The organism is Nitrosospira briensis, from assembly GCF_900115125.1.
Classification (GTDB): domain Bacteria; phylum Pseudomonadota; class Gammaproteobacteria; order Burkholderiales; family Nitrosomonadaceae; genus Nitrosospira; species Nitrosospira briensis_A.
In genome coordinates this window covers 265,577-287,724 of sequence record NZ_FOVJ01000002.1, presented here as the reverse complement: position 1 = coordinate 287,724, position 22,148 = coordinate 265,577, and the positions used below count along the sequence as shown (strand labels likewise).

General features: G+C 53.8%; 15 protein-coding genes and 2 rRNA genes. 11 read left to right on the top strand and 6 right to left on the bottom strand.

What is annotated here, in order from left to right; all coding sequences use genetic code 11:
- Positions 1 to 341: 341 nt before the first annotated feature.
- The 4 genes from BMZ14_RS06660 to BMZ14_RS06645 all read left to right on the top strand — a co-directional run bounded on the left by BMZ14_RS06660 (position 342) and on the right by BMZ14_RS06645 (position 5,633).
- A 23S ribosomal RNA gene (locus BMZ14_RS06660) occupies positions 342 to 3,231 on the top strand.
- 130 nt (positions 3,232 to 3,361) lie between these two features.
- Positions 3,362 to 3,474 (top strand): 5S ribosomal RNA (rrf, locus tag BMZ14_RS06655).
- Positions 3,475 to 4,185: 711 nt separating this feature from the next.
- On the top strand, positions 4,186 to 4,830 hold the full coding sequence (locus tag BMZ14_RS06650; RefSeq protein WP_074796016.1) for a hypothetical protein: 645 nt from the start codon (positions 4,186 to 4,188) through the stop codon (positions 4,828 to 4,830).
- A gap of 377 nt (positions 4,831 to 5,207) precedes the next feature.
- Positions 5,208 to 5,633 (top strand): cupredoxin domain-containing protein, encoded by a 426-nt coding sequence (locus tag BMZ14_RS06645; protein ID WP_074796014.1) that lies wholly within the window; start codon positions 5,208 to 5,210, stop codon positions 5,631 to 5,633.
- A gap of 164 nt (positions 5,634 to 5,797) precedes the next feature.
- On the opposite strand, the gene BMZ14_RS06640 is transcribed toward BMZ14_RS06645, so the two are convergent.
- The 5 genes from BMZ14_RS06640 to BMZ14_RS06615 all read right to left on the bottom strand — a co-directional run bounded on the left by BMZ14_RS06640 (position 5,798) and on the right by BMZ14_RS06615 (position 11,434).
- Positions 5,798 to 6,880 carry a sulfate/molybdate ABC transporter ATP-binding protein gene (locus BMZ14_RS06640; RefSeq protein WP_074796012.1) on the bottom strand — a complete coding sequence of 361 codons (1,083 nt, stop codon included), beginning with the start codon at positions 6,878 to 6,880 and terminating at the stop codon, positions 5,798 to 5,800.
- The gene (gene cysW, locus BMZ14_RS06635; protein ID WP_074796010.1) at positions 6,870 to 7,742 is read right to left on the bottom strand and encodes a sulfate ABC transporter permease subunit CysW; all 873 of its coding nucleotides are present in this window, start codon (positions 7,740 to 7,742) and stop codon (positions 6,870 to 6,872) included. The genes BMZ14_RS06640 and cysW overlap by 11 nt, the downstream gene beginning before the upstream one ends.
- A 16-nt stretch (positions 7,743 to 7,758) precedes the next feature.
- The gene (gene cysT / locus BMZ14_RS06630) at positions 7,759 to 8,595 is read right to left on the bottom strand and encodes a sulfate ABC transporter permease subunit CysT (RefSeq protein WP_074796008.1); all 837 of its coding nucleotides are present in this window, start codon (positions 8,593 to 8,595) and stop codon (positions 7,759 to 7,761) included.
- A gap of 190 nt (positions 8,596 to 8,785) precedes the next feature.
- On the bottom strand, positions 8,786 to 9,787 hold the full coding sequence (locus BMZ14_RS06620; RefSeq protein ID WP_074796004.1) for a sulfate ABC transporter substrate-binding protein: 1,002 nt from the start codon (positions 9,785 to 9,787) through the stop codon (positions 8,786 to 8,788).
- A 39-nt stretch (positions 9,788 to 9,826) separates the two neighbouring features.
- On the bottom strand, positions 9,827 to 11,434 hold the full coding sequence (locus BMZ14_RS06615; protein ID WP_074796002.1) for an alginate export family protein: 1,608 nt from the start codon (positions 11,432 to 11,434) through the stop codon (positions 9,827 to 9,829).
- A 398-nt stretch (positions 11,435 to 11,832) separates the two neighbouring features.
- On the opposite strand from BMZ14_RS06615, the gene ttcA reads away from it, so the two are divergent.
- The 5 genes from ttcA to holA all read left to right on the top strand — a co-directional run bounded on the left by ttcA (position 11,833) and on the right by holA (position 18,629).
- Positions 11,833 to 12,738, top strand: a complete 906-nt coding sequence (ttcA, locus tag BMZ14_RS06610) for a tRNA 2-thiocytidine(32) synthetase TtcA (protein ID WP_074796000.1) — start codon at positions 11,833 to 11,835, stop codon at positions 12,736 to 12,738.
- A 39-nt stretch (positions 12,739 to 12,777) separates the two neighbouring features.
- The gene (locus BMZ14_RS06605; protein ID WP_074795998.1) at positions 12,778 to 14,148 is read left to right on the top strand and encodes a DegQ family serine endoprotease; all 1,371 of its coding nucleotides are present in this window, start codon (positions 12,778 to 12,780) and stop codon (positions 14,146 to 14,148) included.
- A 281-nt stretch (positions 14,149 to 14,429) separates the two neighbouring features.
- Positions 14,430 to 17,027, top strand: coding sequence for a leucine--tRNA ligase (leuS, locus tag BMZ14_RS06600; protein ID WP_074796528.1), 2,598 nt, complete (start codon positions 14,430 to 14,432; stop codon positions 17,025 to 17,027).
- A gap of 40 nt (positions 17,028 to 17,067) precedes the next feature.
- Complete coding sequence (locus BMZ14_RS06595) at positions 17,068 to 17,595, top strand: LPS-assembly lipoprotein LptE (RefSeq protein WP_074796526.1); 528 nt, start codon at positions 17,068 to 17,070, stop codon at positions 17,593 to 17,595.
- A gap of 23 nt (positions 17,596 to 17,618) precedes the next feature.
- A complete protein-coding gene (gene holA, locus BMZ14_RS06590) occupies positions 17,619 to 18,629 on the top strand; it encodes a DNA polymerase III subunit delta (RefSeq protein ID WP_074795996.1) in 1,011 nt (336 codons plus the stop codon).
- A gap of 28 nt (positions 18,630 to 18,657) precedes the next feature.
- Here holA and BMZ14_RS15055 read toward each other — a convergent pair whose 3' ends face one another.
- Positions 18,658 to 18,810 (bottom strand): hypothetical protein, encoded by a 153-nt coding sequence (locus BMZ14_RS15055; protein WP_177186925.1) that lies wholly within the window; start codon positions 18,808 to 18,810, stop codon positions 18,658 to 18,660.
- Positions 18,811 to 18,875: 65 nt separating this feature from the next.
- Between BMZ14_RS15055 and BMZ14_RS06585 the strand changes: the two genes are divergently transcribed.
- Together BMZ14_RS06585 and lpdA are read left to right on the top strand one after the other, a co-directional pair.
- Positions 18,876 to 20,141 (top strand): glutamate-5-semialdehyde dehydrogenase, encoded by a 1,266-nt coding sequence (locus BMZ14_RS06585; protein ID WP_074795995.1) that lies wholly within the window; start codon positions 18,876 to 18,878, stop codon positions 20,139 to 20,141.
- Between the two features lie 55 nt (positions 20,142 to 20,196).
- Positions 20,197 to 22,068: a dihydrolipoyl dehydrogenase gene (gene lpdA, locus BMZ14_RS06580; RefSeq protein ID WP_074795993.1), complete on the top strand. Its 1,872-nt coding sequence runs from the start codon at positions 20,197 to 20,199 to the stop codon at positions 22,066 to 22,068.
- Positions 22,069 to 22,148 lie beyond the last annotated feature (80 nt).

The window sequence follows — 22,148 nt, the reverse complement described above, 5'->3', positions numbered from 1 at the left end:
GTAAGCGTTTACTTCTGGTTTTTAACCAGCGGCTGTATTTCGGGAACAAGACGGAAAGGGTCGAGCCGGTTATATCGCGCTCTGATTCTATTTCGTCCTGTTTTCGACGTTCTTTAACAATTTGGAAGAAGTAAAGTATTCCGCATTCAGTGGAGACGTGCCCCTTGACTGGGTTGCGTGTTCATGGAGTGCGGAGTAATGGGTTAGATTGTATCGACGTGCCGCATTTTTAGTCGGATGTGACACGAGCAAACACCTGTAACCAATGGTTTGGAAGAAGGAGGGGGATTCGGTTTGTTAACGGATTTTCATTCCTGTTTTTCGAGCCCTTAAGGTTATAGGATCAAGCGAATAAGTGCATGTGGTGGATGCCTTGGCGATTACAGGCGATGAAGGGCGTGGTAGCCTGCGAAAAGCTCCGGGGAGCTGGCAAACGAGCATTGATCCGGAGATGTCCGAATGGGGAAACCCGGCCCGCAAGGGTCAACGTTGGCTGAATACATAGGCCAATCGTGGCGAACCTGGCGAACTGAAACATCTAAGTAGCCAGAGGAACAGAAATCAACCGAGATTCCCAGAGTAGTGGCGAGCGAAATGGGAACAGCCTCCAATTTTTAGCACTCGAATTAGCCGAACCGTCTGGAAAGTCGGGCCATAGTGGGTGATAGCCCCGTAGGCGAAAGTTTGAGTGTGGAACTAGGATTGGAACAAGTAGGGCGGGACACGAGAAATCCTGTCTGAATATGGGGGGACCATCCTCCAAGGCTAAATACTCGTAATCGACCGATAGTGAACCAGTACCGTGAGGGAAAGGCGAAAAGAACCCCGGGAGGGGAGTGAAATAGATCCTGAAACCGCATGCATACAAACAGTGGGAGCGGACTTGTTCCGTGACTGCGTACCTTTTGTATAATGGGTCAGCGACTTACATTCAGTAGCGAGCTTAACCGAATAGGGGAAGCGCAGCGAAAGCGAGTCTTAATAGGGCGATTAGTTGCTGGGTGTAGACCCGAAACCAGATGATCTACTCATGGCCAGGATGAAGCGGGGGTAACACCTCGTGGAGGTCCGAACCCACTAATGTTGAAAAATTAGGGGATGAGCTGTGGGTAGGGGTGAAAGGCTAAACAAATCTGGAAATAGCTGGTTCTCTCCGAAAACTATTTAGGTAGTGCCTCACGTATCACCTTCGGGGGTAGAGCACTGTTATGGCTAGGGGGCCGTTTAGGCCTACCAAACCATGGCAAACTCCGAATACCGAAGAGTGCGAGCGTGGGAGTCAGACATCGGGTGCTAACGTCCGGTGTCGAAAGGGAAACAACCCAGACCCTCAGCTAAGGTCCCAAAGACACAGTTAAGTGGTAAACGAAGTGGGAAGGCTAAAACAGTCAGGAGGTTGGCTTAGAAGCAGCCATCCTTTAAAGAAAGCGTAATAGCTCACTGATCGAGTCGTCCTGCGCGGAAGATGTAACGGGGCTCAAACTGTGCACCGAAGCTAGGGATTTACACGCAAGTGTAGATGGTAGGAGAGCGTTCCGTAAGCCTGCGAAGGTGGCTTGAGAAGGCTGCTGGAGGTATCGGAAGTGCGAATGCTGACATGAGTAGCGATAAAGGGAGTGAAAAGCTCCCTCGCCGTAAGCCCAAGGTTTCCTGCGCAACGTTCATCGGCGCAGGGTGAGTCGGCCCCTAAGGTGAGGCAGAAATGCGTAGCTGATGGGAAACTGGTTAAAATTCCAGTACCTTTGTTCAATGCGATGTGGGGACGGAGAAGGTTAGCTCGGCCGGGTGTTGGATGTCCCGGTTGAAGCGTGTAGACGTGCTGCTTAGGCAAATCCGGGCGGCTTAGTTGAGGCGTGATAACGAAACGTCCTTCGGGACGCCAAGTGAGTGATACCCTGCTTCCAGGAAAAGCCACTAAGCTTCAGTTGAACGAAGACCGTACCGCAAACCGACACAGGTGGGCGGGATGAAAATTCCAAGGCGCTTGAGAGAACTCAGGAGAAGGAACTCGGCAAATTGACACCGTAACTTCGGGATAAGGTGTACCCCCGGTACGTGTAGCGCCTCGCGCGTGAAGCGGAAGGGGGTTGCAAAGAAATGGTGGCTGCGACTGTTTAATAAAAACACAGCACTCTGCAAACACGAAAGTGGACGTATAGAGTGTGACGCCTGCCCGGTGCCGGAAGGTTAAGTGATGGGGTGAGAGCTCTTGATCGAAGCCCCGGTAAACGGCGGCCGTAACTATAACGGTCCTAAGGTAGCGAAATTCCTTGTCGGGTAAGTTCCGACCTGCACGAATGGCGTAACGATGGCCACACTGTCTCCTCCTGAGACTCAGCGAAGTTGAAATGTTTGTGAAGATGCAATCTCCCCGCGGCTAGACGGAAAGACCCCGTGCACCTTTACTGTAGCTTTACATTGGACTTTGACAATATCTGTGTAGGATAGGTGGGAGGCGTTGAAGTGGGCTCGCCAGAGCTCATGGAGCCGACGTTGAAATACCACCCTGGTATTGTTGAGGTTCTAACCTGGGTCCATTATCTGGATCGGGGACCGTGTATGGTAGGCAGTTTGACTGGGGCGGTCTCCTCCCAAAGTGTAACGGAGGAGTACGAAGGTACGCTAGGTACGGTCGGAAATCGTGCTGATAGTGCAATGGCATAAGCGTGCTTGACTGCGAGACTGACAAGTCGAGCAGATGCGAAAGCAGGTCATAGTGATCCGGTGGTTCTGTATGGAAGGGCCATCGCTCAACGGATAAAAGGTACGCCGGGGATAACAGGCTGATTCCTCCCAAGAGTTCATATCGACGGGGGAGTTTGGCACCTCGATGTCGGCTCATCACATCCTGGGGCTGTAGCCGGTCCCAAGGGTATGGCTGTTCGCCATTTAAAGTGGTACGTGAGCTGGGTTTAAAACGTCGTGAGACAGTTTGGTCCCTATCTGCCGTGGGCGTTGGAAGTTTGAGAGGACCTGCTCCTAGTACGAGAGGACCGGAGTGGACGCACCTCTGGTGTACCGGTTATGACGCCAGTCGTATCGCCGGGTAGCTAAGTGCGGAAGAGATAACCGCTGAAAGCATCTAAGCGGGAAACTCGCCTCAAGATGAGACTTCCCGGGGGTTAAACCCCCCTAAAGGTTCGTCGAAGACTACGACGTTGATAGGTCGGGTGTGGAAGCGCAGTAATGTGTTAAGCTAACCGATACTAATTGACCGTGAGGCTTGATCCTATAACCTTAAGCAGGACATAAGGTTGTTTGCCCAGATATAATCATCCCATTTACTTCTTCCAGATTGTTGGCTAGCGGCGGAGCCCGGGACTAATACTCGTGGCTTTCGTTGTTTGCCATTAAAGTTACGCTTGGCGGTCATAGCGCTTTGGACCCACCCCTTCCCATCCCGAACAGGATCGTGAAACGAAGTTGCGCCGATGATAGTGTGTTTTCACATGCGAAAGTAGGTCACTGCCAGGCACCTTATAGAAAAAAGCCCCGACTCTCGCGAGTTGGGGCTTTTTTTGTTGTGCGTCCAGCATGGGCGCACTCTTGCGGGCGCAAGTTCCGTCGTAAGTTGATCGCAGCGAACGAAGGGACGCACAACCGAACCGGACGCAGAAAACACATACTGCCAAATCCAGTCTTTTACTGCGGTAGGATATTTACACTCCAACGCATACGGCAAATACACGGCGCCGAAGCCCTTGCGCCAAATCACCATTATGCAGGGCTTTTACCTTGAGCAAATGTGCTTGCAAAACGATCGCTAGCTTGCTTGCAAATAGTCACTCTGCCCTTGAAACCCTTACCGTTCCAGATGAGGATTTCGCATCGCTTGAAATCGATATCCGTATCCACAACCGCAAACATCCGCATACCGATATAACAAGCTGACAATTAGCGCAGCTCTGCCGAAGAATTCCTGAATTCTCGTCGCGAATCACACCTTCAATTCGCTTACTCAACTATTTGAGGGCAACGTATCCTCCGAATGCCCTCCTTTGGGCAGTTTTTACTGCGGTAATTCGCACGGCGACTGGTATTTGCAAGACTTAAGAGAAGAAGCTATATTGAATAAAATGAAATTGAAGAAATTTTGATTGTTGTGAATATTTAAACAGTTTAGTGACGCAATGTTTCCGTCATTTAGGACGGCCAAGTGTTGGAGATCCATAAGGAGCATCAACTATGGTTGAACCAGCAAGCTCGTCCAGTGTAATCTTTGGGCCAATGCTTCGAGCATTCACTTGGCTCTATGACACTTGGCGTTCAAAATCACGGGAAGCGCTTGAAGAGCGGCGTCGGGCTTACTCACAGCACTTCGAGCCGGCGTACAAACGACTAGAAACGATTCACACCAACTACCTTACCTCTTTCCATAAGTTCTACGATTTATGTCGGAAGTTCGAGACGCCGCCTCTAGATCTCCTTCACCAATTCCAACAGTTCGGCATGGAGTATGCGACTTGGCGCGAAGACCTGCGGAACTTTTCGATGGTCACGCGTGAACTAGTCAAGTCTTTTCGTAGACCCGATGAGAAAGAAGCAATTGAGGCATTCCGAGAGGCTGTAGTGGACTACTTCAATGTTTCTATTCCATCCCGGGAGTTTCATCACTGGCCGAGTTGGTTTACTGATTTCATTAGGGATTTCGAGACACATGTCCGCGAAGGTAGGAGTCCGTGGGACGCCGAGTACAGAGGTATCGAAGCCAAGGATCCGAAAGGCACTTTCATTATGCGTCTTCGCGCCGCATACGAATCAGAACTTCCTGCAAAGTGGAGTGCTGTAGCTGCCGCGAAGGCGAAAGTACAGGCAGTCTTCAACAAGTAAAACGAGAGCCAACGCAGGGAGCGCTTGAGGCGGACCTTCGCAAGCGGATGTAGCCCGTTCGGCTGCTCTATGGCCTGTTAGTCATTATCGAAGGGTATGAGTCGAAAATGCACGCTCGTGCCAGGAAGGGTGCCGCGAGAACTATCCGTGAGAAGCGCTTTGCGTGTGTGGTGCCGCTGTGCACGCGATCGTCCCACCCTATAACCCATGCTGCAGAAATCGTTCGCGTCCACCAGTCATCGGCCCCAGCGGGTGGTGTGATATAAGGCGCCTGGTTATACTGGCCACCCCTATGCCGATGGCTCCCACGTCCAAATGACCAAAACGATCTTGCGGCCTAGTTGGATTTCAGGGGACCAAATGGCGAGGAAATTATAATGAAATCACGCCGATTTTTATCTCTCCTTATGTTGGCGTTGACCGTCTGCTTCGCAGCGGAGCGGATAGGCGCTCAGCCGCCGGGGAATGAACCCTATCGGGCAGCGATCGCCGTTGATGGCGTGCAACACGTGAATATCCTGGCGGGCGACTATTTTTTCAGACCCAAGCACATCATTGTCAAAGTCAACGTTCCCGTAATGTTTCGGGTTCGGGTGAAACAAGGGATTATTCCTCATGGCCTGGTGCTCAAGGCTCCCAAAGCGAATATCTCGATCGATGAGGATCTGAGTCTGGAGTCCCAAACATTCACTTTTACCCCGACCGAGACAGGCAAATATGCTTTCTATTGCCCGAACAAGCTGCTCTTTTTCAAGAGCCACAGGGAGCACGGGATGGAGGGGGTTCTGGAGGTTGTTGAGTAGCTGGCATTGATAGCGACTTGACGTTCTTGTTTTGCTCGTTTTCATCCGGATGGGTCTGAAATAAGGCCGACGTCCCTTCAGTCTCAAGAGCTCACGTAGCGCTTCCTAACGAACTCTCGTTCCCCTTCGGGGCGTGCACTTATAGCATCAATACCGGAAACCTCTCAGTGTATCTGAGCCGGGAAGAGATCGAAGCGGGAAGGTTTAATGAAAACCTGATCGCCCCGCGTTAATTGCAGTTCACGAAAGCGCTCCTTGCTGATTTCGACTTCGATTACTTTTTTGTCTTCGCTGTCATCGCGCATCAGCTCAAGGCGCACTACCGGGCCAATCGAGAGAATGTGCGACACACGCGCGGGGATTGCTCCCTCCGCCTTCAAGGCATTGTTGACCTTGTCCACACGGATATCATGAGGGCGTACATAGGCGACGGCTGATGTCTCCTCGGCTTCGGTATGCCCGGGTGCATCGACTTCAATTCCCCCTATCCAGGCCCGACCGCGGTGCAGCCGACCATGGAACAGGTTCACCTTGCCAAGGAATTCATATACGAAGGGGCTTGCCGGGCGCTCGTACACTTCGTCCGGCGTGCCGATTTGTTCGATTCGGCCTTCGTTCATCACAACTACGCGATCCGCCACTTCCAGCGCCTCTTCCTGATCGTGGGTAACAAACACACTGGTGATGTGCATGTCGTCATGGAGCCTTCGCAGCCAGGACCGCAGTTCTTTGCGTACCCGGGCGTCGAGCGCTCCAAAAGGTTCATCCAGCAGCAAGACCTTTGGTTCCACCGCCAAGGCACGCGCCAGGGCAATGCGCTGGCGCTGCCCTCCCGAGAGCTGATGCGGAAAGCGGTCGGCCAGCCAGTCCAGTTGCACCAGCTCCAGCAATTCCTGGACACGCCGGCGAATCTCCGCATCAGCAGGACGGAATTTTATCGGCCGAACACGTAGGCCGAAGGCGACGTTTTCAAAGATAGTCATATTCCTGAACAGCGCATAGTGCTGGAATACGAAACCTACCTGCCGATCGCGCACGTTTTGGTCAGTTGCGTCCTCGCCCTGAAACAAAACCTGACCGGCATCTGCAGTCTCAAGCCCCGCGATTACGCGTAGCAAGGTCGTTTTTCCCGAACCGGAAGGTCCAAGCAATGCGAGCAACTCTCCCGATTTAACCTCCAAGGTGATATCGCGTAGCGCGGCGAAGTTGCCAAATTGTTTGGAAAGATTACGGATTTCAATGCTCATCGGCTTTTCCCTTATTTTGCCTTGATCCAATGAGAGTTTTCAGCGCGAGTGTGACCAGAGCGAGCATCGCCAACAGGGACGCCACCGCGAAGGCCGCTGCGAAGTTATATTCGTTATAAAGAATCTCGACGTGAAGCGGGATGGTATTGGTACTGCCGCGAATGTGGCCGGACACTACCGACACCGCGCCAAATTCTCCCATTGCTCGCGCGTTGCAGAGAATAGTGCCGTACAGTAAACCCCATTTGATATTGGGAAGCGTTACGCGGAAGAATATTTGCCAGCCGTTCGCCCCGAGTACCACAGCCGCTTCTTCCTCTTCGGTTCCCTGGGATTGCATCAAGGGAATCAGCTCTCGTGCGATGAAGGGAACTGTAACAAATATGGTGGCGAGCACAATGCCGGGCACGGCAAAGATGATCTTGATATCGTGTTCCGCCAGCCATGGTCCTAGCCAACCCTGTAAACCGAAAATAAGCACGTAGATCAGTCCTGACACCACCGGCGAAACGGAAAACGGCAGATCGATGAGCGTAATCAACAGGTTCTTGCCCCGGAATTCAAACTTGGCTATCGCCCACGCCGCCGCTATGCCAAATATCAGGTTAAGCGGGACCGCGATTGCCGCAGCGGTTAGCGTGAGCTGAATGGCGGACAGGGCATCCGGCTCGGTAATGGCGGCGATATAAACCCCCCACCCTTTCTTGAGCGCCTCGTAGAAAACCGAGATCAGCGGTATAAAGAGGAAGAGCGTCAGAAAGGCCAGCGCCAGACCGATCAGAGCCCAGCGTACCCAGGCGGGTTCTTCGATAGGTCGCGAGCGAGCCGCAACGGAGGACGCCGGAAGAGCAATAGCAGTCATCGGAATATCCTCATGCTCATACCACCGATGCGCTCCGGCGGCGGCTCCACCATTGCAGCAAGTTGATGATAAGGAGCATCACAAAAGAAATGACGAGCATTACTACCGCCAGCGCCGTGGCGCCCGCATAGTCGTACTGCTCAAGCTTCGTGATGATCAGAAGAGGTGTGATTTCGGAAATCATCGGCATATTACCTGCGATGAAAATAACCGAGCCGTATTCCCCAACTGCGCGGGCAAAGGCAAGCGCAAAACCGGTTGCCAATGCCGGAAAAAGTGTGGGAAAAATCACCCGCGAAAAGGTTTGCAAGCGGTTCGCGCCCAGCGTTGCCGCCGCCTCCTCCAGTTCAGACTCGATGTCCTCCAGTACCGGCTGAACCGTTCGTACCACAAAGGGCAATCCTATAAAAGTCAGCGCTACAAAAACGCCGATGGGCGTGAATGCGATCCTTATGCCCCAGGGTTCGAAATATTGCCCGATCCAGCCATTGCCTGCATAAAGTGCAGTCAGTGCAATGCCGGCGACCGCTGTTGGCAGCGCAAACGGGAGATCCACCAGTGCGTCCACCAGTTTTTTTCCGGGAAAGTGGTAACGTACCAGCACCCATGCGACCAGAACTCCAAATATCGCATTGACGAGGGCGGCTGCAAATGACGCACCGAATGTCAGCCTGTACGAGGCCATGACTCTTGGCGTCGTCACGATATTCCAGAATTCGGGCCAGCTTAGCGTGGCCGTTCGAACGAATGCCGCAGAGAGCGGAATCAGCACGATCAGGCTCAGATAAACCACAGTGAATCCGAGCGCCAGGTTGAATCCCGGCAGAACACTGTGTTTCTTGAACGTATACATCTTGAACCCCTACCTCGTCTTCCGCCGTTGCAGCTCGTAATCGGTGGTGTCTTGAATGTGCCCCAATTCATCCTTTTCTTTTTCCGCAGGAATGCTCATTTTCTGTTCTCCTGTCAAACTCATCCAAAACCTCAGCATGCCGGATTGTCTTTTCCCGGTTACGAGGCCATATGGCCCAGTCACGCCCATCTCACTGCTTATAGATCTGGTCAAAGGTGCCTCCGTCGGCAAAGTGAAGCTTGTGCGCGTTTTTCCAGCCGCCAAATGCGTCATCGATGGTGAATAGTTTGATGGCGGGCAGTTGATTCGCATACTTGGCGGCAATCTTGGCATTGGCCGGGCGGTAGAAATTCCTGGCGGCGATTTCCTGGCCGCGATCGGAATAAAGATACTGGAGATAGGCCTCGGCGATATCGCGGGTACCCTTTTTATCGACGACTTTGTCTATCACCGCGACCGGTGGCTCCGCAAGAATGCTGATTGAAGGGGCCACGATCTCGAACTTGCCGGGGCCGAGCTCCTTGATTGCAAGAAACGCCTCATTCTCCCAAGAGATAAAGACGTCCCCTATGCCGCGTTCCACGAAAGTCGTGGTCGAACCGCGTGCGCCGGAATCCAGCACAGGAACATTTTTATAAATCTGGGCGACGAATTCCTTTGCCTTTGCATCCCCGTCATAATTCCGTTTTCCGTATTCCCACGCAGCCAGATAATTCCATCGCGCTCCACCGGATGTTTTGGGGTTGGGCGTGATCACCGCCACCCCAGGTCTCGCCAGATCGTCCCAGTCCTTGATTTTCTTGGGATTGCCTTTACGCACCAATAGAACGATCGTGGAAGTGTAGGGCGTGCTGTTGTGCGGCAAGCGCTTTTGCCAGCCCTCTGGCAGCAGTCTCGCCTTTTCCGCGATAGCATCAATGTCGTTGGCCAGAGCAAGAGTCACGACATCGGCCTCAAGACCATCGATGACCGACCGCGCCTGTTTGCCGGAACCGCCGTGTGACTGCTTGATGGATACCTTTTCCCTGGTCTTTTCTTCCCAATGTTTCACGAACGCAGTGTTGACCTCCTGGTAAAGTTCACGCGTAGGATCATAGGAAACATTCAACAGGGTCCTGTCGGCCCAAACGTTTCCGCCGATCAGGAGAGTTGCGGCTATAAGACTTGGAATAAACCGTGCTTTTATTTTCATATTCTTCCTCTGGTCGAATGTGAAGTTATAAATAGGCGCTCAAAAGGCACTGACGACGACTTCGACGTAAAAAAAATCGGACCTCCCGGGGCTCCTGCCGAGCGCTGCTATCTGCCGGTTACGGGTGAATTCGCCGCTGGTAAAATGTGAGTAACCCACGGTTGTGTCGATGTGCTTCGCAAGCTTGTAGCGCGCACGGATATCAACGGAATGGCCGATGAAATCATCGCTGTTTCCGGTAACATCGCGATTGAAACCAGGATTGGGAACGGCGCTGGTATTGCCATCAAGGAGATTGTTGAAGCGATCGGTACTGCTGGCGAGCCAAAACCAGCTGTAACCCCCATCTATACGCAAGTCCTTGGCCGGCTGAAACTCGAGCTTGATCTTGGGGGTCTTGATATTTTCGAAAACGATGTAGTCGTCCGCGGACCAGGGCCGCGCAAAGCCGAAGAACCGCTCGAAGCGATTGTTCACATTGTCATTGGGATTACGATCACCGGTCGCATAGCCATAAAATGCACTGATACGAGGTTTCCAGCTGTGCTTAAAGGTATATCCCACCTCGGTGGTATACGCATGCGCCTCATGTTCCTGCGTACCATTCCGGCCGAACTGATAGATCAGGTTAAAATCAAAGTCCAGGCCGGTATCACTTATCTTGCCGTAACCCCGCAGGGCGGGAGCGTGAATATGGCGATCCGTCTGGCCTGTCTTGCTGCCGTCCTGCGTGAGGCCCATGTAATAGGGCTGGAGCGTGATGAAGTCAGACCACTTGCGCCAGTGTCCGATTACGCCGTAGAACCACTGGTTCTCGATGCGCGCGTCAAAATCGGTGAGCAGACGCTTCACAGGCTGGTACGCCCATAAATCGAGTTCCCAGTCATTCACTTCCTGGCCCAGATTCAGGCGAAAACCTTCGAAGGTATTCGTGGTATTACGCCATTCATTCCGGCCGAGCAGGCGCCGGTCCAGAGCTTCATAGGCCATGCGGCCTACACGAAACCTGAGTGGACGGTGTTGTTTCCGCGGGTCTTCACCCAGTGCGCTTTTGAAGTAGAGTTCGCCATACGCCTGGATCAATTCATGATCATTGAAATCACGGTCGTCATGCGGAAAACTGCCGTTGTAGCGCCGCGAATCCTGAAACTCGACCGCGCCGCGCAGCGGGTCAATGATTTCCCGTATCCCGACATATGCGCGCGAGCGCAGCAGAAAGGGCTGATCGAGCCCCAAGTCGGTGCGCCTTATATCGTTACTGCGAAATTCGTAACGAGTTCGATGATCTAGGCCAACATCCAGCCAGGTAATATCCTTGAATGCCTCGATACCTGTCTTGCTCAGATTGCGCACGTATCTGGGCGGATCAGACTCCGGTTGAGTGGAGTAACTACTGGCCGGCCTGAAATAGCTTGTGGATTCTTTTTCCGGTTCTTTCGCAGGCGTTTTGGCAGTGGCGGGTCTATTGTTTTTCCCGGCAGTTTCGGATTCCGCAATCTTGATGCGTACGTCGCTCTGAACAATTCCAGCTTCCTGTTTGCTCATCTGGAATTCTTCAAATTTCCTGATGTTTACATCTGCTTGTATCGAACCCGCGGTAAATAGCGTAATTGCGGAGGCAAGCGTTATCCCCGGATAAAATTTCATTCCCCTCTCCTGAATCGCCCCTCCGGTTTGCCGTCAGATATCGATGTAAAGTACTCTTCTTCCGAATCGGCAATATTCGAAGCGGCAGGTATCTATTTCCCTTGGTGCGCAATACAGACAAACGAAAAGTACCAGCCATCCCTTATAATTGAAACTAATATCATTTCATTTGCTTATATGTTTTACGTATATATGGCATGCCCATCGTTTCATGTGATGCAGAGCACGTCTTACCCGCCATGAGATTGCGCCATCTTCGGAACAGCCAAGACCTGTGTTACCGTAAGGACTGTATCCAAATGGCGCCCAATCTGGGAAAATGCCCTTGCCGGAACGAATGCTGATCTTTCAGCGTTTCGGCTTTGTCCCCGGTAAACTTATTAAAGAACGAGATCGCAATGGGAATAGCGCCCAGAAAAGAGCAGCATAACGCCAACAAACTGCACAAGCGGTTGAGGCGCCTTGTCGGAGCGGCTATTTCCGATTTCAATATGATCGAACCCGGGGATCGGGTGATGGTTTGTCTTTCCGGAGGCAAGGACAGCTATGCGCTACTCGATATTCTGCGCAATCTCCAAGCTCACGCGCCATTACAGTTTGAATTGGTCGCAGTGAACCTGGATCAGAAGCAGCCCGGCTTTCCCGAACACGTATTACCGGAATACCTTTCAGCCATCGATATGCCTTTCCGCATTGTCGAACAGGATACTTATAGCGTGGTAAAGCGGGTCATACCGGAAGGTAAAACGACATGCAGCCTCTGTTCGCGCTTGCGGCGCGGGGTGCTGTACCGTGTCGCCGGCGAGTTGGGCGCGACCAAAATCGCGCTGGGGCATCATCGCGACGATATTCTCGAAACCTTGTTTCTCAACCTGTTCTACGGCGGCAAGTTAAAAACCATGCCGCCCAAGCTGGTGAGCGACAATGGACAGCACATCGTGATCCGTCCGCTTGCCTACTGCAAGGAGAGAGATCTGGCAGCCTATGCCGAGATGGAGAATTTCCCCATCATTCCCTGCAATCTGTGCGGATCGCAGAAAAACCTCCAGCGCCAGGCAGTGAAGGAAATGTTGCAGCAATGGGATAAGAAATTTCCTGGCAGGCTGGAAACCATGTTTACTGCGTTACAGAATATTCAACCTTCACATTTGGCCGATCCCGCGCTTTACGATTTCCGGGGACTCAGGACGGGAACAGAACCTGTCGCGGACGGCGACAGAGCGTTCGATCCCGAAACATTCGAGTTGGGGATGGAAGAGATCCTGGGTGGGGGCCGGAAATTCGACACGGCGCTGAACCGATAGGCCCGGCTCGATCCGGTGAAAGTACTCGCGAGCACATAGATGAAAACATCATTCAGGTTTATTTCACTCCGAACCCTTTTCATTGGTTTGCTGGCGGTGGCGTTGCCTGCCTACTCGACTGTGCCTGTCAGCGATGGCAAGAACGGGTTACCCACATTGGCGCCCATGCTAAAAGACGTTACCCCGACAGTGGTAAATATCTCGGTACATACTCGCGCGGCCATTGAAGAAAATCCTTTGTTTCGCGATCCTTTCTTCCGTCACTTTTTTAATCTTCCTGATCAAGCAGCGCGCCCTGAGCGGAGTGTCGGATCAGGTGTGATCGTGGATGCAGGCCAAGGTTTTGTCATTACCAACTATCATGTGATCAAGGATGCGCAGCAGGTTATTGTCACACTCAAGGATAGACGCCAGTTTCAGGCGAAACTGGTGGGAACGGACCCTGGCACCGACATCGCGTTGCTGAAAATAGACGCAAAGAACCTGCAGGCCCTGCGCCTGGGCGATTCCGATTTGCTCAATGTGGGGGATTTCGTGGTTGCGATAGGCAATCCATTTGGTCTGGGGCAGACGGTTACTTCCGGCATTGTCAGTGCGCTGGGAAGAAGCGGAATCGACATCGAGGGTTATGAGGATTTCATACAGACCGATGCATCCATCAATCCAGGCAATTCAGGGGGCGCCCTCGTCAATCTCAAAGGAGAGCTGGTCGGTATCAACACAGCCATTGTTGCGCCCACTGGCGCCAACGTTGGTATAGGTTTTGCAGTACCCAGCGTCATGGTCAAGGCAGTGCTGGATCAGATCGTACGTTTCGGAGAGGTCCGCCGCGGACGGCTGGGCGCAACCAGTGAAGATATCACCCATGACCTGGCCGGATCCCTGGGGCTGACTTCCACCGCAGGCGCAATTATCAGTACTGTTGAACCCAATTCGCCAGCGGAAAAGGCGGGTATAAAACCACGAGATGTGATAACGACTGTCAACGGCAAGGCCATAAGGGATTCGGTGGATCTGCGCAACAAGATAGGACTGATGCCTGTGGGGGAAACGCTGAATCTCGGGCTGATCAGGAACGGTAAGCCCATCACCACCAAAGTAACGATTGCCAAGCCGCACGATGAGCGGGGGACCGAGGCGGAAACGGTGCCTCAGCTTGCCGGTGCAACGGTCGCCAATCTAAAAACCGGGTCATCGCGAGGGAGAATTGAAGGTGTTCTGGTGACCAAAGTAGATGCAAACAGTCCCGCCTGGCTGCACGGCCTCCGGCCCGGCGATATCATAATTGGCGCCAATCGTAAAAAAGTCCGGTCGGTGCAGGAATTTCTCGCGGTCCTGCGAAGGCATGAAGACTCCATTATGCTCAATCTGCTGCGTGGGGATTTCAGGCTGACTCTCATCATCCGCTGAGCCCTTTTCGAACACCACACAAAAATCCTGTTTCCTCCCGCTGTGCTTCCGGCATGGCCGGCGTCCGATATGCCCGCATCGCCTTGCGAGCATCCTGTTTTTCAAGGTGCGGTCGTTTTTAAATTAAATTTTCCGGGCGCATTTTGCATGGGGCTGGAACGATTAGCGTTTAATTTCCGCTATCTGCGGCATTTATCTTTGACGTAGTCCTGTTGGATGGGACATGCAGGAATTTTGTTCGCGGTATAATTCCACGCTTTATGGCAGAAAGCCGAGTGTTTATGCAGGAAAAATATCATCCCCAGGCAATTGAGGCCGAAGCGCAGGAGTACTGGCAGCGCACGGCCGCGTTCAAGGCCGTGGAAACGCCTGGAAAGCCGAAATATTATTGCCTCTCCATGTTTCCCTACCCGTCAGGCAAGCTCCACATGGGGCACGTGCGCAATTACACGATAGGCGATGTACTGTCGCGTTACCGCCGCATGCAGGGTTACAACGTCTTGCAGCCCATGGGCTGGGACGCTTTTGGTTTGCCTGCCGAGAACGCGGCGATGCAAAACAACGTGCCGCCAGCAAAATGGACTCATGACAATATCGCCTACATGCGCAAACAGCTGCAGAGCCTGGGGCTGGCAATAGACTGGAGCCGCGAACTCGCCACCTGCAAGCCGGATTACTACCGGTGGAATCAATGGCTGTTTCTGCGGATGCTGGAAAAAGGACTGGCTTACCGAACTACGGGTATCGTCAACTGGGACCCCGTGGACCAGACAGTGCTTGCCAATGAGCAGGTAATAGACGGATGTGGCTGGCGCACCGGCGCGCCGGTGGAAAAGCGCGAAATCCCCATGTACTACATGAAAATTACCGCCTATGCCGATGAACTGCTGGACGCATTGAACACGCTACCGGGCTGGCCGGACCGGGTAAAGACCATGCAGGCCAACTGGATCGGCAAGAGCTTTGGCGTGGATGTAACGTTTCCAGCCGACACCGGCTCCGGCATGCCCCAGCCATTAAAGGTCTTTACTACCCGCGCAGATACGCTGCTGGGCGCAACTTATGTTGCGGTAGCAGCCGAACATCCGGTCGCGCTACACGCGGCAAAAAGCAATCCCGGCCTTGCTGAATTCATCGAGAAATGCAAGCACGGCGCCACCATGGAGGCGGAGCTCGCCACCCAGGAAAAGGAAGGCATGGATACGGGGCTGTTCGTCGTCCATCCGCTTACGGGGATGAAGCTGCCCGTATGGATTGCCAACTATGTACTGATGGGCTATGGCGAAGGGGCGGTGATGGCAGTACCCGCACACGACGAACGTGATTTCGAATTTGCGAGAAAGTATTCGCTACGGATAAAGCCGGTGATCAAGCCAGGTGATTCCGATCTCGAAATTCCTCTCACGCATGCCTATGTCGAGCACGGTATAACCTTCGACTCGGGAGATTTCTCGGGTCTCGAGTTTCACGCTGCGGTGGACGCAATCGCTGCGGCGCTGGCGCAGAAGGGCTTGGGAGAAAAACGCGTGCACTATCGTCTCCGCGATTGGGGCATCTCTCGTCAGCGTTATTGGGGTTGTCCGATTCCGCTTATTTATTGTAATGCCTGCGGTGTGGTGCCTGTGCCCGATGACCAGCTTCCCGTGGTGCTTCCAGAGGATCTTGTGCCGGATGGTTCGGGCAACCCACTGGCCAGGACGCCATCGTTCTATGAGTGCCACTGTCCCCGCTGCGGCAACCCGGCGCGACGGGAAACGGACACCATGGATACTTTCGTGGATTCTTCCTGGTATTACATCCGCCACGCCTGCGCCGGGCAGGATCACGCCATGGTCGATGCCCGGGTGGATTACTGGCTGCCTGTGGATCAATACATCGGCGGCATCGAACACGCCATATTGCACCTTCTCTATTCTCGCTTCTGGAGCAAGGTCATGCGCGATCTCGGTCTGGTAGTCTTCGACGAGCCTTTCGCCAATCTGCTGACCCAGGGGATGGTGCTGAACGAAATCATGTTTCGCAAGACCGAAACAGGACGCATCGTCTATTTCAATCCGGCGGACGTGGATGTGCAGACGGATGAGCAAGGCAGACGAATCGGCGCGCTCTTGCGCACAGATGGTCAACCGGTTGAAATGGGCGGCATCGGCACTATGTCGAAATCCCGGAACAATGGCGTCGACCCGCAGGAACTGGTAGAGCAATATGGCGCGGACACGGCACGCCTGTTCATGATGTTCGCCAGCCCTCCGGAACAGACACTCGAGTGGGCGGACGCCGGGGTAGAGGGTGCATTCCGCTTCCTGAAACGGCTGTGGAAACAGGTTTACGAACATATGCAACAAGGCGGGGCGGTGGATGGTCCAATGCCTGAGGATCTTGGCCCGGAACTCAAGAATTTGCGGTTTCAGTTGCATCAGACCATCGTCAAGGTAAGCGACGATCTCGGCAGGCGGCACACCTTCAACACTGCCATCGCGGCGGTGATGGAATTGATGAACGCGCTCGGCAAACTGGCGGATTCGAGCCCGGCTGCACGCAGCCTGATGCAGGAAGCGATGGAAAAAATCGTGTTGCTGTTATCGGCCATCGTTCCGCATATTTGCCACGCATTATGGCAGGAACTGAAGCCGGGAACGGAACTCCTCGATCAGCCCTGGCCGCAGGCTGACAGTGCGGCGCTGGTGCGGGATGAAATCGAACTGATAGTTCAGGTCAATGGCAAACTGCGCGGGAAGATACGTATTGCCAGGGATACGAAACCGGCTGTAATTGAACGGCTTGCGCTCGAGAGCGATCAGGTCCAAAAGTTCGTCGGCGGGGATAATGTCAAGAAGGTAGTCATGGTCCCGGGCAGATTGGTAAATATCGTTGTCTGAAGACAAAGCACTGGAACAACTCGAACGCGAGGGTTTATTCATGAAAAAGATTTTGCCACTTGTATTCTGCTTCCTGCTCGCTGCCTGCGGTTTTCAGCTACGCGGCACGGCAATGCTTCCGTTTGAGACGCTATATATTGCTTCGCCGGCAGGGCACCCGCTTGGTACGGACCTGAAGCGTCTCATCCGGAGTGGCACCAATGCCCGTATCGTTGATAAAGCCAAAGACGCAGAAGCCATACTGGAAATTATCAGCGTAACGAACAACAGGCAGATCATGTCGGTTTCCGGGGGGGGGAGAGTACGGGAATTTGAATTGCTTTATCGCGTCTCCTTTCGTCTCACGAATGCCAAGGGAACGGAGCTCATCCCTACCAATGAGATTGTCCTGCATCGTATTCTCCCTTATACCGATGCCCAGGTAGTGGCGAAAGAGGGCGAGGAAGCGATGCTCGTCCGGGAAATGCAAAACGATTCCGCGGCACAGATCGTCAGGCGGTTGAGTGCGGTGAAAACAGCGGGATTTCCTGACCTCCCGTATCGGGTCCCGGGCGCCCGCATACTGTAATCCTTACTCCCGGTCCTTAATCCATGCGTGTTGCACCCGAACAGCTTTCCCGGCATCTTCAAAAACAGCTAGCGCCGCTCTACGCTGTATTTGGCGATGAGCTGCTACTGAGTATAGAGGCCGCCGATCTGATACGTGCCGCCGCGCACCGCGCGGGTCACATCGAACGGGAGATTTTTACGATCGACCATCACTTCAATTGGGCAGATCTTCAACAGCGCGGCAACAGCCTGTCCCTGTTTGGCGAGCGCCGGATAATGGATATCCGGATTCCGTCCGGCAAGCCGGGAAGCCAGGGCAGTCCGGTTTTAGAGGCATATTGCCGCTCGCTGCCTCCCGATACCGTCACACTCGTTACCCTGCCAAGAATCGACAAGCAGGGGTTTGCAACGAAATGGTTCAAAGCGCTCGAAGGCGCAGGAGTAATGATCCCGGTCGTTCCGGTGGAGCGCGCGCGCCTACCGGCATGGATAGGCCAGCGCCTGGAGATGCAAGGACAAAATGCGGCTCCTGATACCTTGCAATTTCTTGCAGACAAGGTGGAGGGCAACCTGCTCGCAGCCTATCAGGAGCTCAAGAAGCTCGGCTTGCTTTATCCTGCGGGAACGCTGTCCTTCGATCAGGTGAAGGATGCGGTGCTGGATGTTGCGCGCTATGATGTTTTCAAATTGCCCGCTGCAATGATGGCAGGAGAAACCGCGCGTTATGTTCGAATGCTGGAAGGCTTGCGGGGCGAGGGAACTGCCTTGCCTTTGATCGTCAACACGCTCGCCGGACAGATTCGCTCGCTCGCCCTGGTACGTAAAGGATTGGACTCCGGGAAGCCGGTCTCGCAACTATTGAACGAGCTCAGGGTATGGGGAGATCAACAGAAGACAATGGAAAGCGCGGCGAGGCGCCTTACCCTTAAACAGCTGGTATCAGCATTGATGCATGCATCGAAGATAGACAGGATCAGCAAGGGTATCGGGAAGGGTGATGCCTGGGATGAATTGCTGCAGCTGGGGTTGCGTTTCGCGATTGCCAGGCCATAGCAACAATGGCGGCTTTGGAGTTTCAGTATTATTTAACCGGCTGAAGATACTTCGTCATTTCGGGCGTGACGCGGAATCCAGTCCAGGCCAACAATGTTATGCTTTGTACCTCGTCCGATACCCGCTTCCACTGATATAGTGCCGATACTGCGTGCTGGCCGGGATGGATAATACCGCTCATATCCGCCAGCTTATCCCGATGCTGACACCTCGCATCGATTATTATTGTTCGTAAGGGAACGTGAAATGGACATTATCGACATCAGGACCTACATGCAGTCAATCGGACGCGAAGCGCGCGCCGCATCACGACTGGTCGCCAAAGCCGAAACCGCGGCCAAGAATAAGGCGCTCAGCCTGATGGCGGAGGCTATCAAGCGCGAGGAGCAGCAGTTGCTGGCTGCAAACGCCAAGGATGTGGAAAGCGCCAAAACCCGGGGGCTGGACACGGCGATGGTAGACCGTTTGACGCTGACTTCCAAAAGTATCGCAAGCATGGCCGAAGGCTTGCTGCAAATTGCCGCACTGCCGGACCCGGTTGGGGAAATCAGCGATTTGAAATACCGCCCTGCCGGAATACAGGTGGGAAAAATGCGCGTGCCGCTGGGCGTCGTCGGTATTATTTACGAAGCGCGCCCCAACGTTACTGCTGATGCCGCAGGATTATGCCTCAAGGCGGGCAATGCGGCGATACTGCGTGGGGGGTCTGAAGCCATTCACAGTAATCAGGCTATTGCCGCGTGTGTGAAGGAAGGGTTGAAAGGCGCAGGATTGCCGGAAACCGCAATTCAGGTTATTGAAACCACCGACCGGGCAGCCGTGGGCGAACTCGTCACCATGAAGGAATTCGTCGATGTCATCGTACCGCGCGGCGGCAAAGGGCTGATCGAGCGTATCTCGAACGAAGCGCGTATCCCTGTTATCAAGCATCTCCACGGGGTCTGCCACGTTTACATTGATGACGGGGCCGACCTGGAAAAGGCGGTTCGCGTCGCCGACAATGCCAAGACCCAGCGCTACGGTACTTGCAACACCATGGAAACGTTGCTGGTGCATGAAGGCGTCGCCGGGGAAATATTACCTCGGCTGTGCAATATTTATCTCGATAAGGGAGTGGAACTGCGCGGCGATGCGGCTTCTCGCGCCATTGTCCAGGAGATGGGCGAAGCGACGGAAGAAGATTGGCATACAGAATATCTTGCGCCCATTCTGAGTGTGCGGGTGGTAAGCGGACTGGACCAGGCGATCGAGCATATTGCTTTTTATGGCTCGCAGCATACCGATTCCATCATCACTGAGGATTATGGACGCGCCCGCCGCTTCTTGAGAGAGGTGGATTCCAGTTCAGTGATGGTGAACGCCTCCACCCGCTTCGCTGACGGTTTCGAGTATGGTCTCGGCGCGGAAATCGGCATCTCTACCGACAAGATTCACGCTCGCGGCCCGGTAGGGCTGGAGGGCTTGACCAGCCAGAAATTTGTTGTGCTGGGTGACGGGCACATCCGGCAATAGAACCGCATAACATTTTCCATAAGAAAACCTGGATTCTTCCCTAAAAAAGGTTGTCATGACTCAACTTATCGAAATAAAAATTCCTGATATCGGCGATTTCAAGGACGTGCCCGTTATCGAATTGCTGGTGCAACCGGGCGATACGGTCGAGAAGGAAACTTCGCTCATCACGCTGGAAACCGACAAGGCGACGATGGAAGTACCCTCGCCGCAAGCCGGCGTCGTGAAGGAACTCAACGTCAAGATCGGCGACAAGGTTTCTGAAGGTTCGCTCATACTCACCCTGGAAGCAGAGGCGCCTGCCAGTGAAGAGGCTCCAACCAGTAAGGCGGCCGAACCCGCTGAACCCACTCCACCCTCCGAATCGGCGGGGCTGGCCCCGCAATCTGCCTCTTACTCTGCCTCGGCTCCTGAAAAGGAAGGAGATTCGCAGGGCCCATCCACTGAGGTTGGTGCGAAGTCTGCGTCGCCTGCCTCTCCTTCTGTTCCGCATGGCGATATTCATGCCGATGTGGTGGTACTGGGGGCAGGCCCGGGGGGATATACTGCCGCGTTTCGCGCCGCCGATCTCGGCAAGAAAGTCGTGTTGATCGAGCGTTATGCCACGCTCGGCGGGGTGTGCCTGAATGTCGGCTGCATTCCGTCCAAGGCGCTGCTGCATGTAGCAAAAGTTATCACCGAAGCAGAGGAAACAGCCCGACAGGGCATCGTTTTCGATAAGCCCGGCATCGAAATAGATAAGCTTCGGGGCTGGAAAGAAACCATCATTGGCAAGCTTACCAAAGGATTGTCAGGGCTGGCGAAGCAGCGCAAGGTACAAACAGTACGGGGAACGGGCAAGTTCACCTCCCCCCATATGATAGAGGTGGAAACACCTGATGGCCCAAAGACCATCTCGTTCGATCACTGCATCATCGCCGCGGGCTCGAGCGCGGCGCGCATTGCCGGCTTTCCCTATGAAGATTCGCGCATCTTTGATTCAACCGGCGCGCTGAAGCTTGAGGATATCCCCCAGCGCATGCTCATCATCGGGGGTGGCATAATAGGCCTGGAAATGGCGACAGTGTATGACGCGCTCGGCAGCAAAGTCAGCGTAGTGGAATGGATGGACCAATTAATCCCTGGCGCCGACGCAGACCTCATCAAGCCGCTGCACAAGCGCATACAGAAACGCTACGAGGCGATCTACCTGAAAACCAAAGTCACCGCAATCGAGCCCCGTGAAGATGGTTTGAGAGTTACATTTGAGGGAAAATCAGATGGCGCTTCAACACCCGAGCCGCAAGTCTATGACCGAATCCTGATGGCGGTGGGCCGCCGCCCCAACGGGCGCGATATCGGTGCCGAGCATGCCGGTGTTGATGTGGACGAACGCGGCTTCATTCCCGTAAACAAACAACTGCGCACCAATGTTCCGCATATTTTTGCCATCGGCGACATTGCCGGAGAGCCCATGCTGGCGCATAAGGCCACGCACGAGGGCAAGCTGACTGCTGAAATCATTGCTGGCGGAGATCATGCAGAAAAAGCCGCGTTCGATGCCCGCGCCATTCCCTCGGTTGCCTATACCGACCCGGAGATCGCCTGGATGGGCTTGACCGAAACCGAAGCCAACAAGCAAGGCGTCGAGTATGAAAAAGCGGTGTTCCCCTGGGCAGCAAGCGGCCGCGCATTGGCAATGGCGCGCGAAGAAGGTATGACCAAATTACTGCTGGACAAGAAAACGCGCCGAATTCTCGGCGCCGGTATAGTGGGCGTAAATGCAGGTGAACTGATTTCGGAAACCGTATTGGGACTCGAAATGGGTGCGGAAATGGAAGATATCGGCCTTACCATACATCCGCATCCGACTTTGTCTGAAACAATATTTTTTGCCGCGGAAATTGCCGAAGGATCGATTACTGACCTTTATATGCCGAAGAAATAGGTGTCCTTGTTCCCACTATCCGTCTACGAAAAGAATCGGTAAAAACAATTAAGGTAGCGTTATTATGTCTTCTCGATCGC

What these genes read in the sequence shown, in the direction of transcription:
- BMZ14_RS06650 (WP_074796016.1), top strand. Translation starts at nt 4,186, where the DNA reads ATGGTTGAACCAGCAAGCTCGTCCAGTGTAATCTTTGGGCCAATGCTT.
- BMZ14_RS06645 (WP_074796014.1), top strand. Translation starts at nt 5,208, where the DNA reads ATGAAATCACGCCGATTTTTATCTCTCCTTATGTTGGCGTTGACCGTC.
- BMZ14_RS06640 (WP_074796012.1), bottom strand. Translation starts at nt 6,880, where the DNA reads ATGAGCATTGAAATCCGTAATCTTTCCAAACAATTTGGCAACTTCGCC.
- cysW (WP_074796010.1), bottom strand. Translation starts at nt 7,742, where the DNA reads ATGACTGCTATTGCTCTTCCGGCGTCCTCCGTTGCGGCTCGCTCGCGA.
- cysT (WP_074796008.1), bottom strand. Translation starts at nt 8,595, where the DNA reads ATGTATACGTTCAAGAAACACAGTGTTCTGCCGGGATTCAACCTGGCG.
- BMZ14_RS06620 (WP_074796004.1), bottom strand. Translation starts at nt 9,787, where the DNA reads ATGAAAATAAAAGCACGGTTTATTCCAAGTCTTATAGCCGCAACTCTC.
- BMZ14_RS06615 (WP_074796002.1), bottom strand. Translation starts at nt 11,434, where the DNA reads ATGAAATTTTATCCGGGGATAACGCTTGCCTCCGCAATTACGCTATTT.
- ttcA (WP_074796000.1), top strand. Translation starts at nt 11,833, where the DNA reads ATGGGAATAGCGCCCAGAAAAGAGCAGCATAACGCCAACAAACTGCAC.
- BMZ14_RS06605 (WP_074795998.1), top strand. Translation starts at nt 12,778, where the DNA reads ATGAAAACATCATTCAGGTTTATTTCACTCCGAACCCTTTTCATTGGT.
- leuS (WP_074796528.1), top strand. Translation starts at nt 14,430, where the DNA reads ATGCAGGAAAAATATCATCCCCAGGCAATTGAGGCCGAAGCGCAGGAG.
- BMZ14_RS06595 (WP_074796526.1), top strand. Translation starts at nt 17,068, where the DNA reads ATGAAAAAGATTTTGCCACTTGTATTCTGCTTCCTGCTCGCTGCCTGC.
- holA (WP_074795996.1), top strand. Translation starts at nt 17,619, where the DNA reads ATGCGTGTTGCACCCGAACAGCTTTCCCGGCATCTTCAAAAACAGCTA.
- BMZ14_RS15055 (WP_177186925.1), bottom strand. Translation starts at nt 18,810, where the DNA reads ATGAGCGGTATTATCCATCCCGGCCAGCACGCAGTATCGGCACTATAT.
- BMZ14_RS06585 (WP_074795995.1), top strand. Translation starts at nt 18,876, where the DNA reads ATGGACATTATCGACATCAGGACCTACATGCAGTCAATCGGACGCGAA.
- lpdA (WP_074795993.1), top strand. Translation starts at nt 20,197, where the DNA reads ATGACTCAACTTATCGAAATAAAAATTCCTGATATCGGCGATTTCAAG.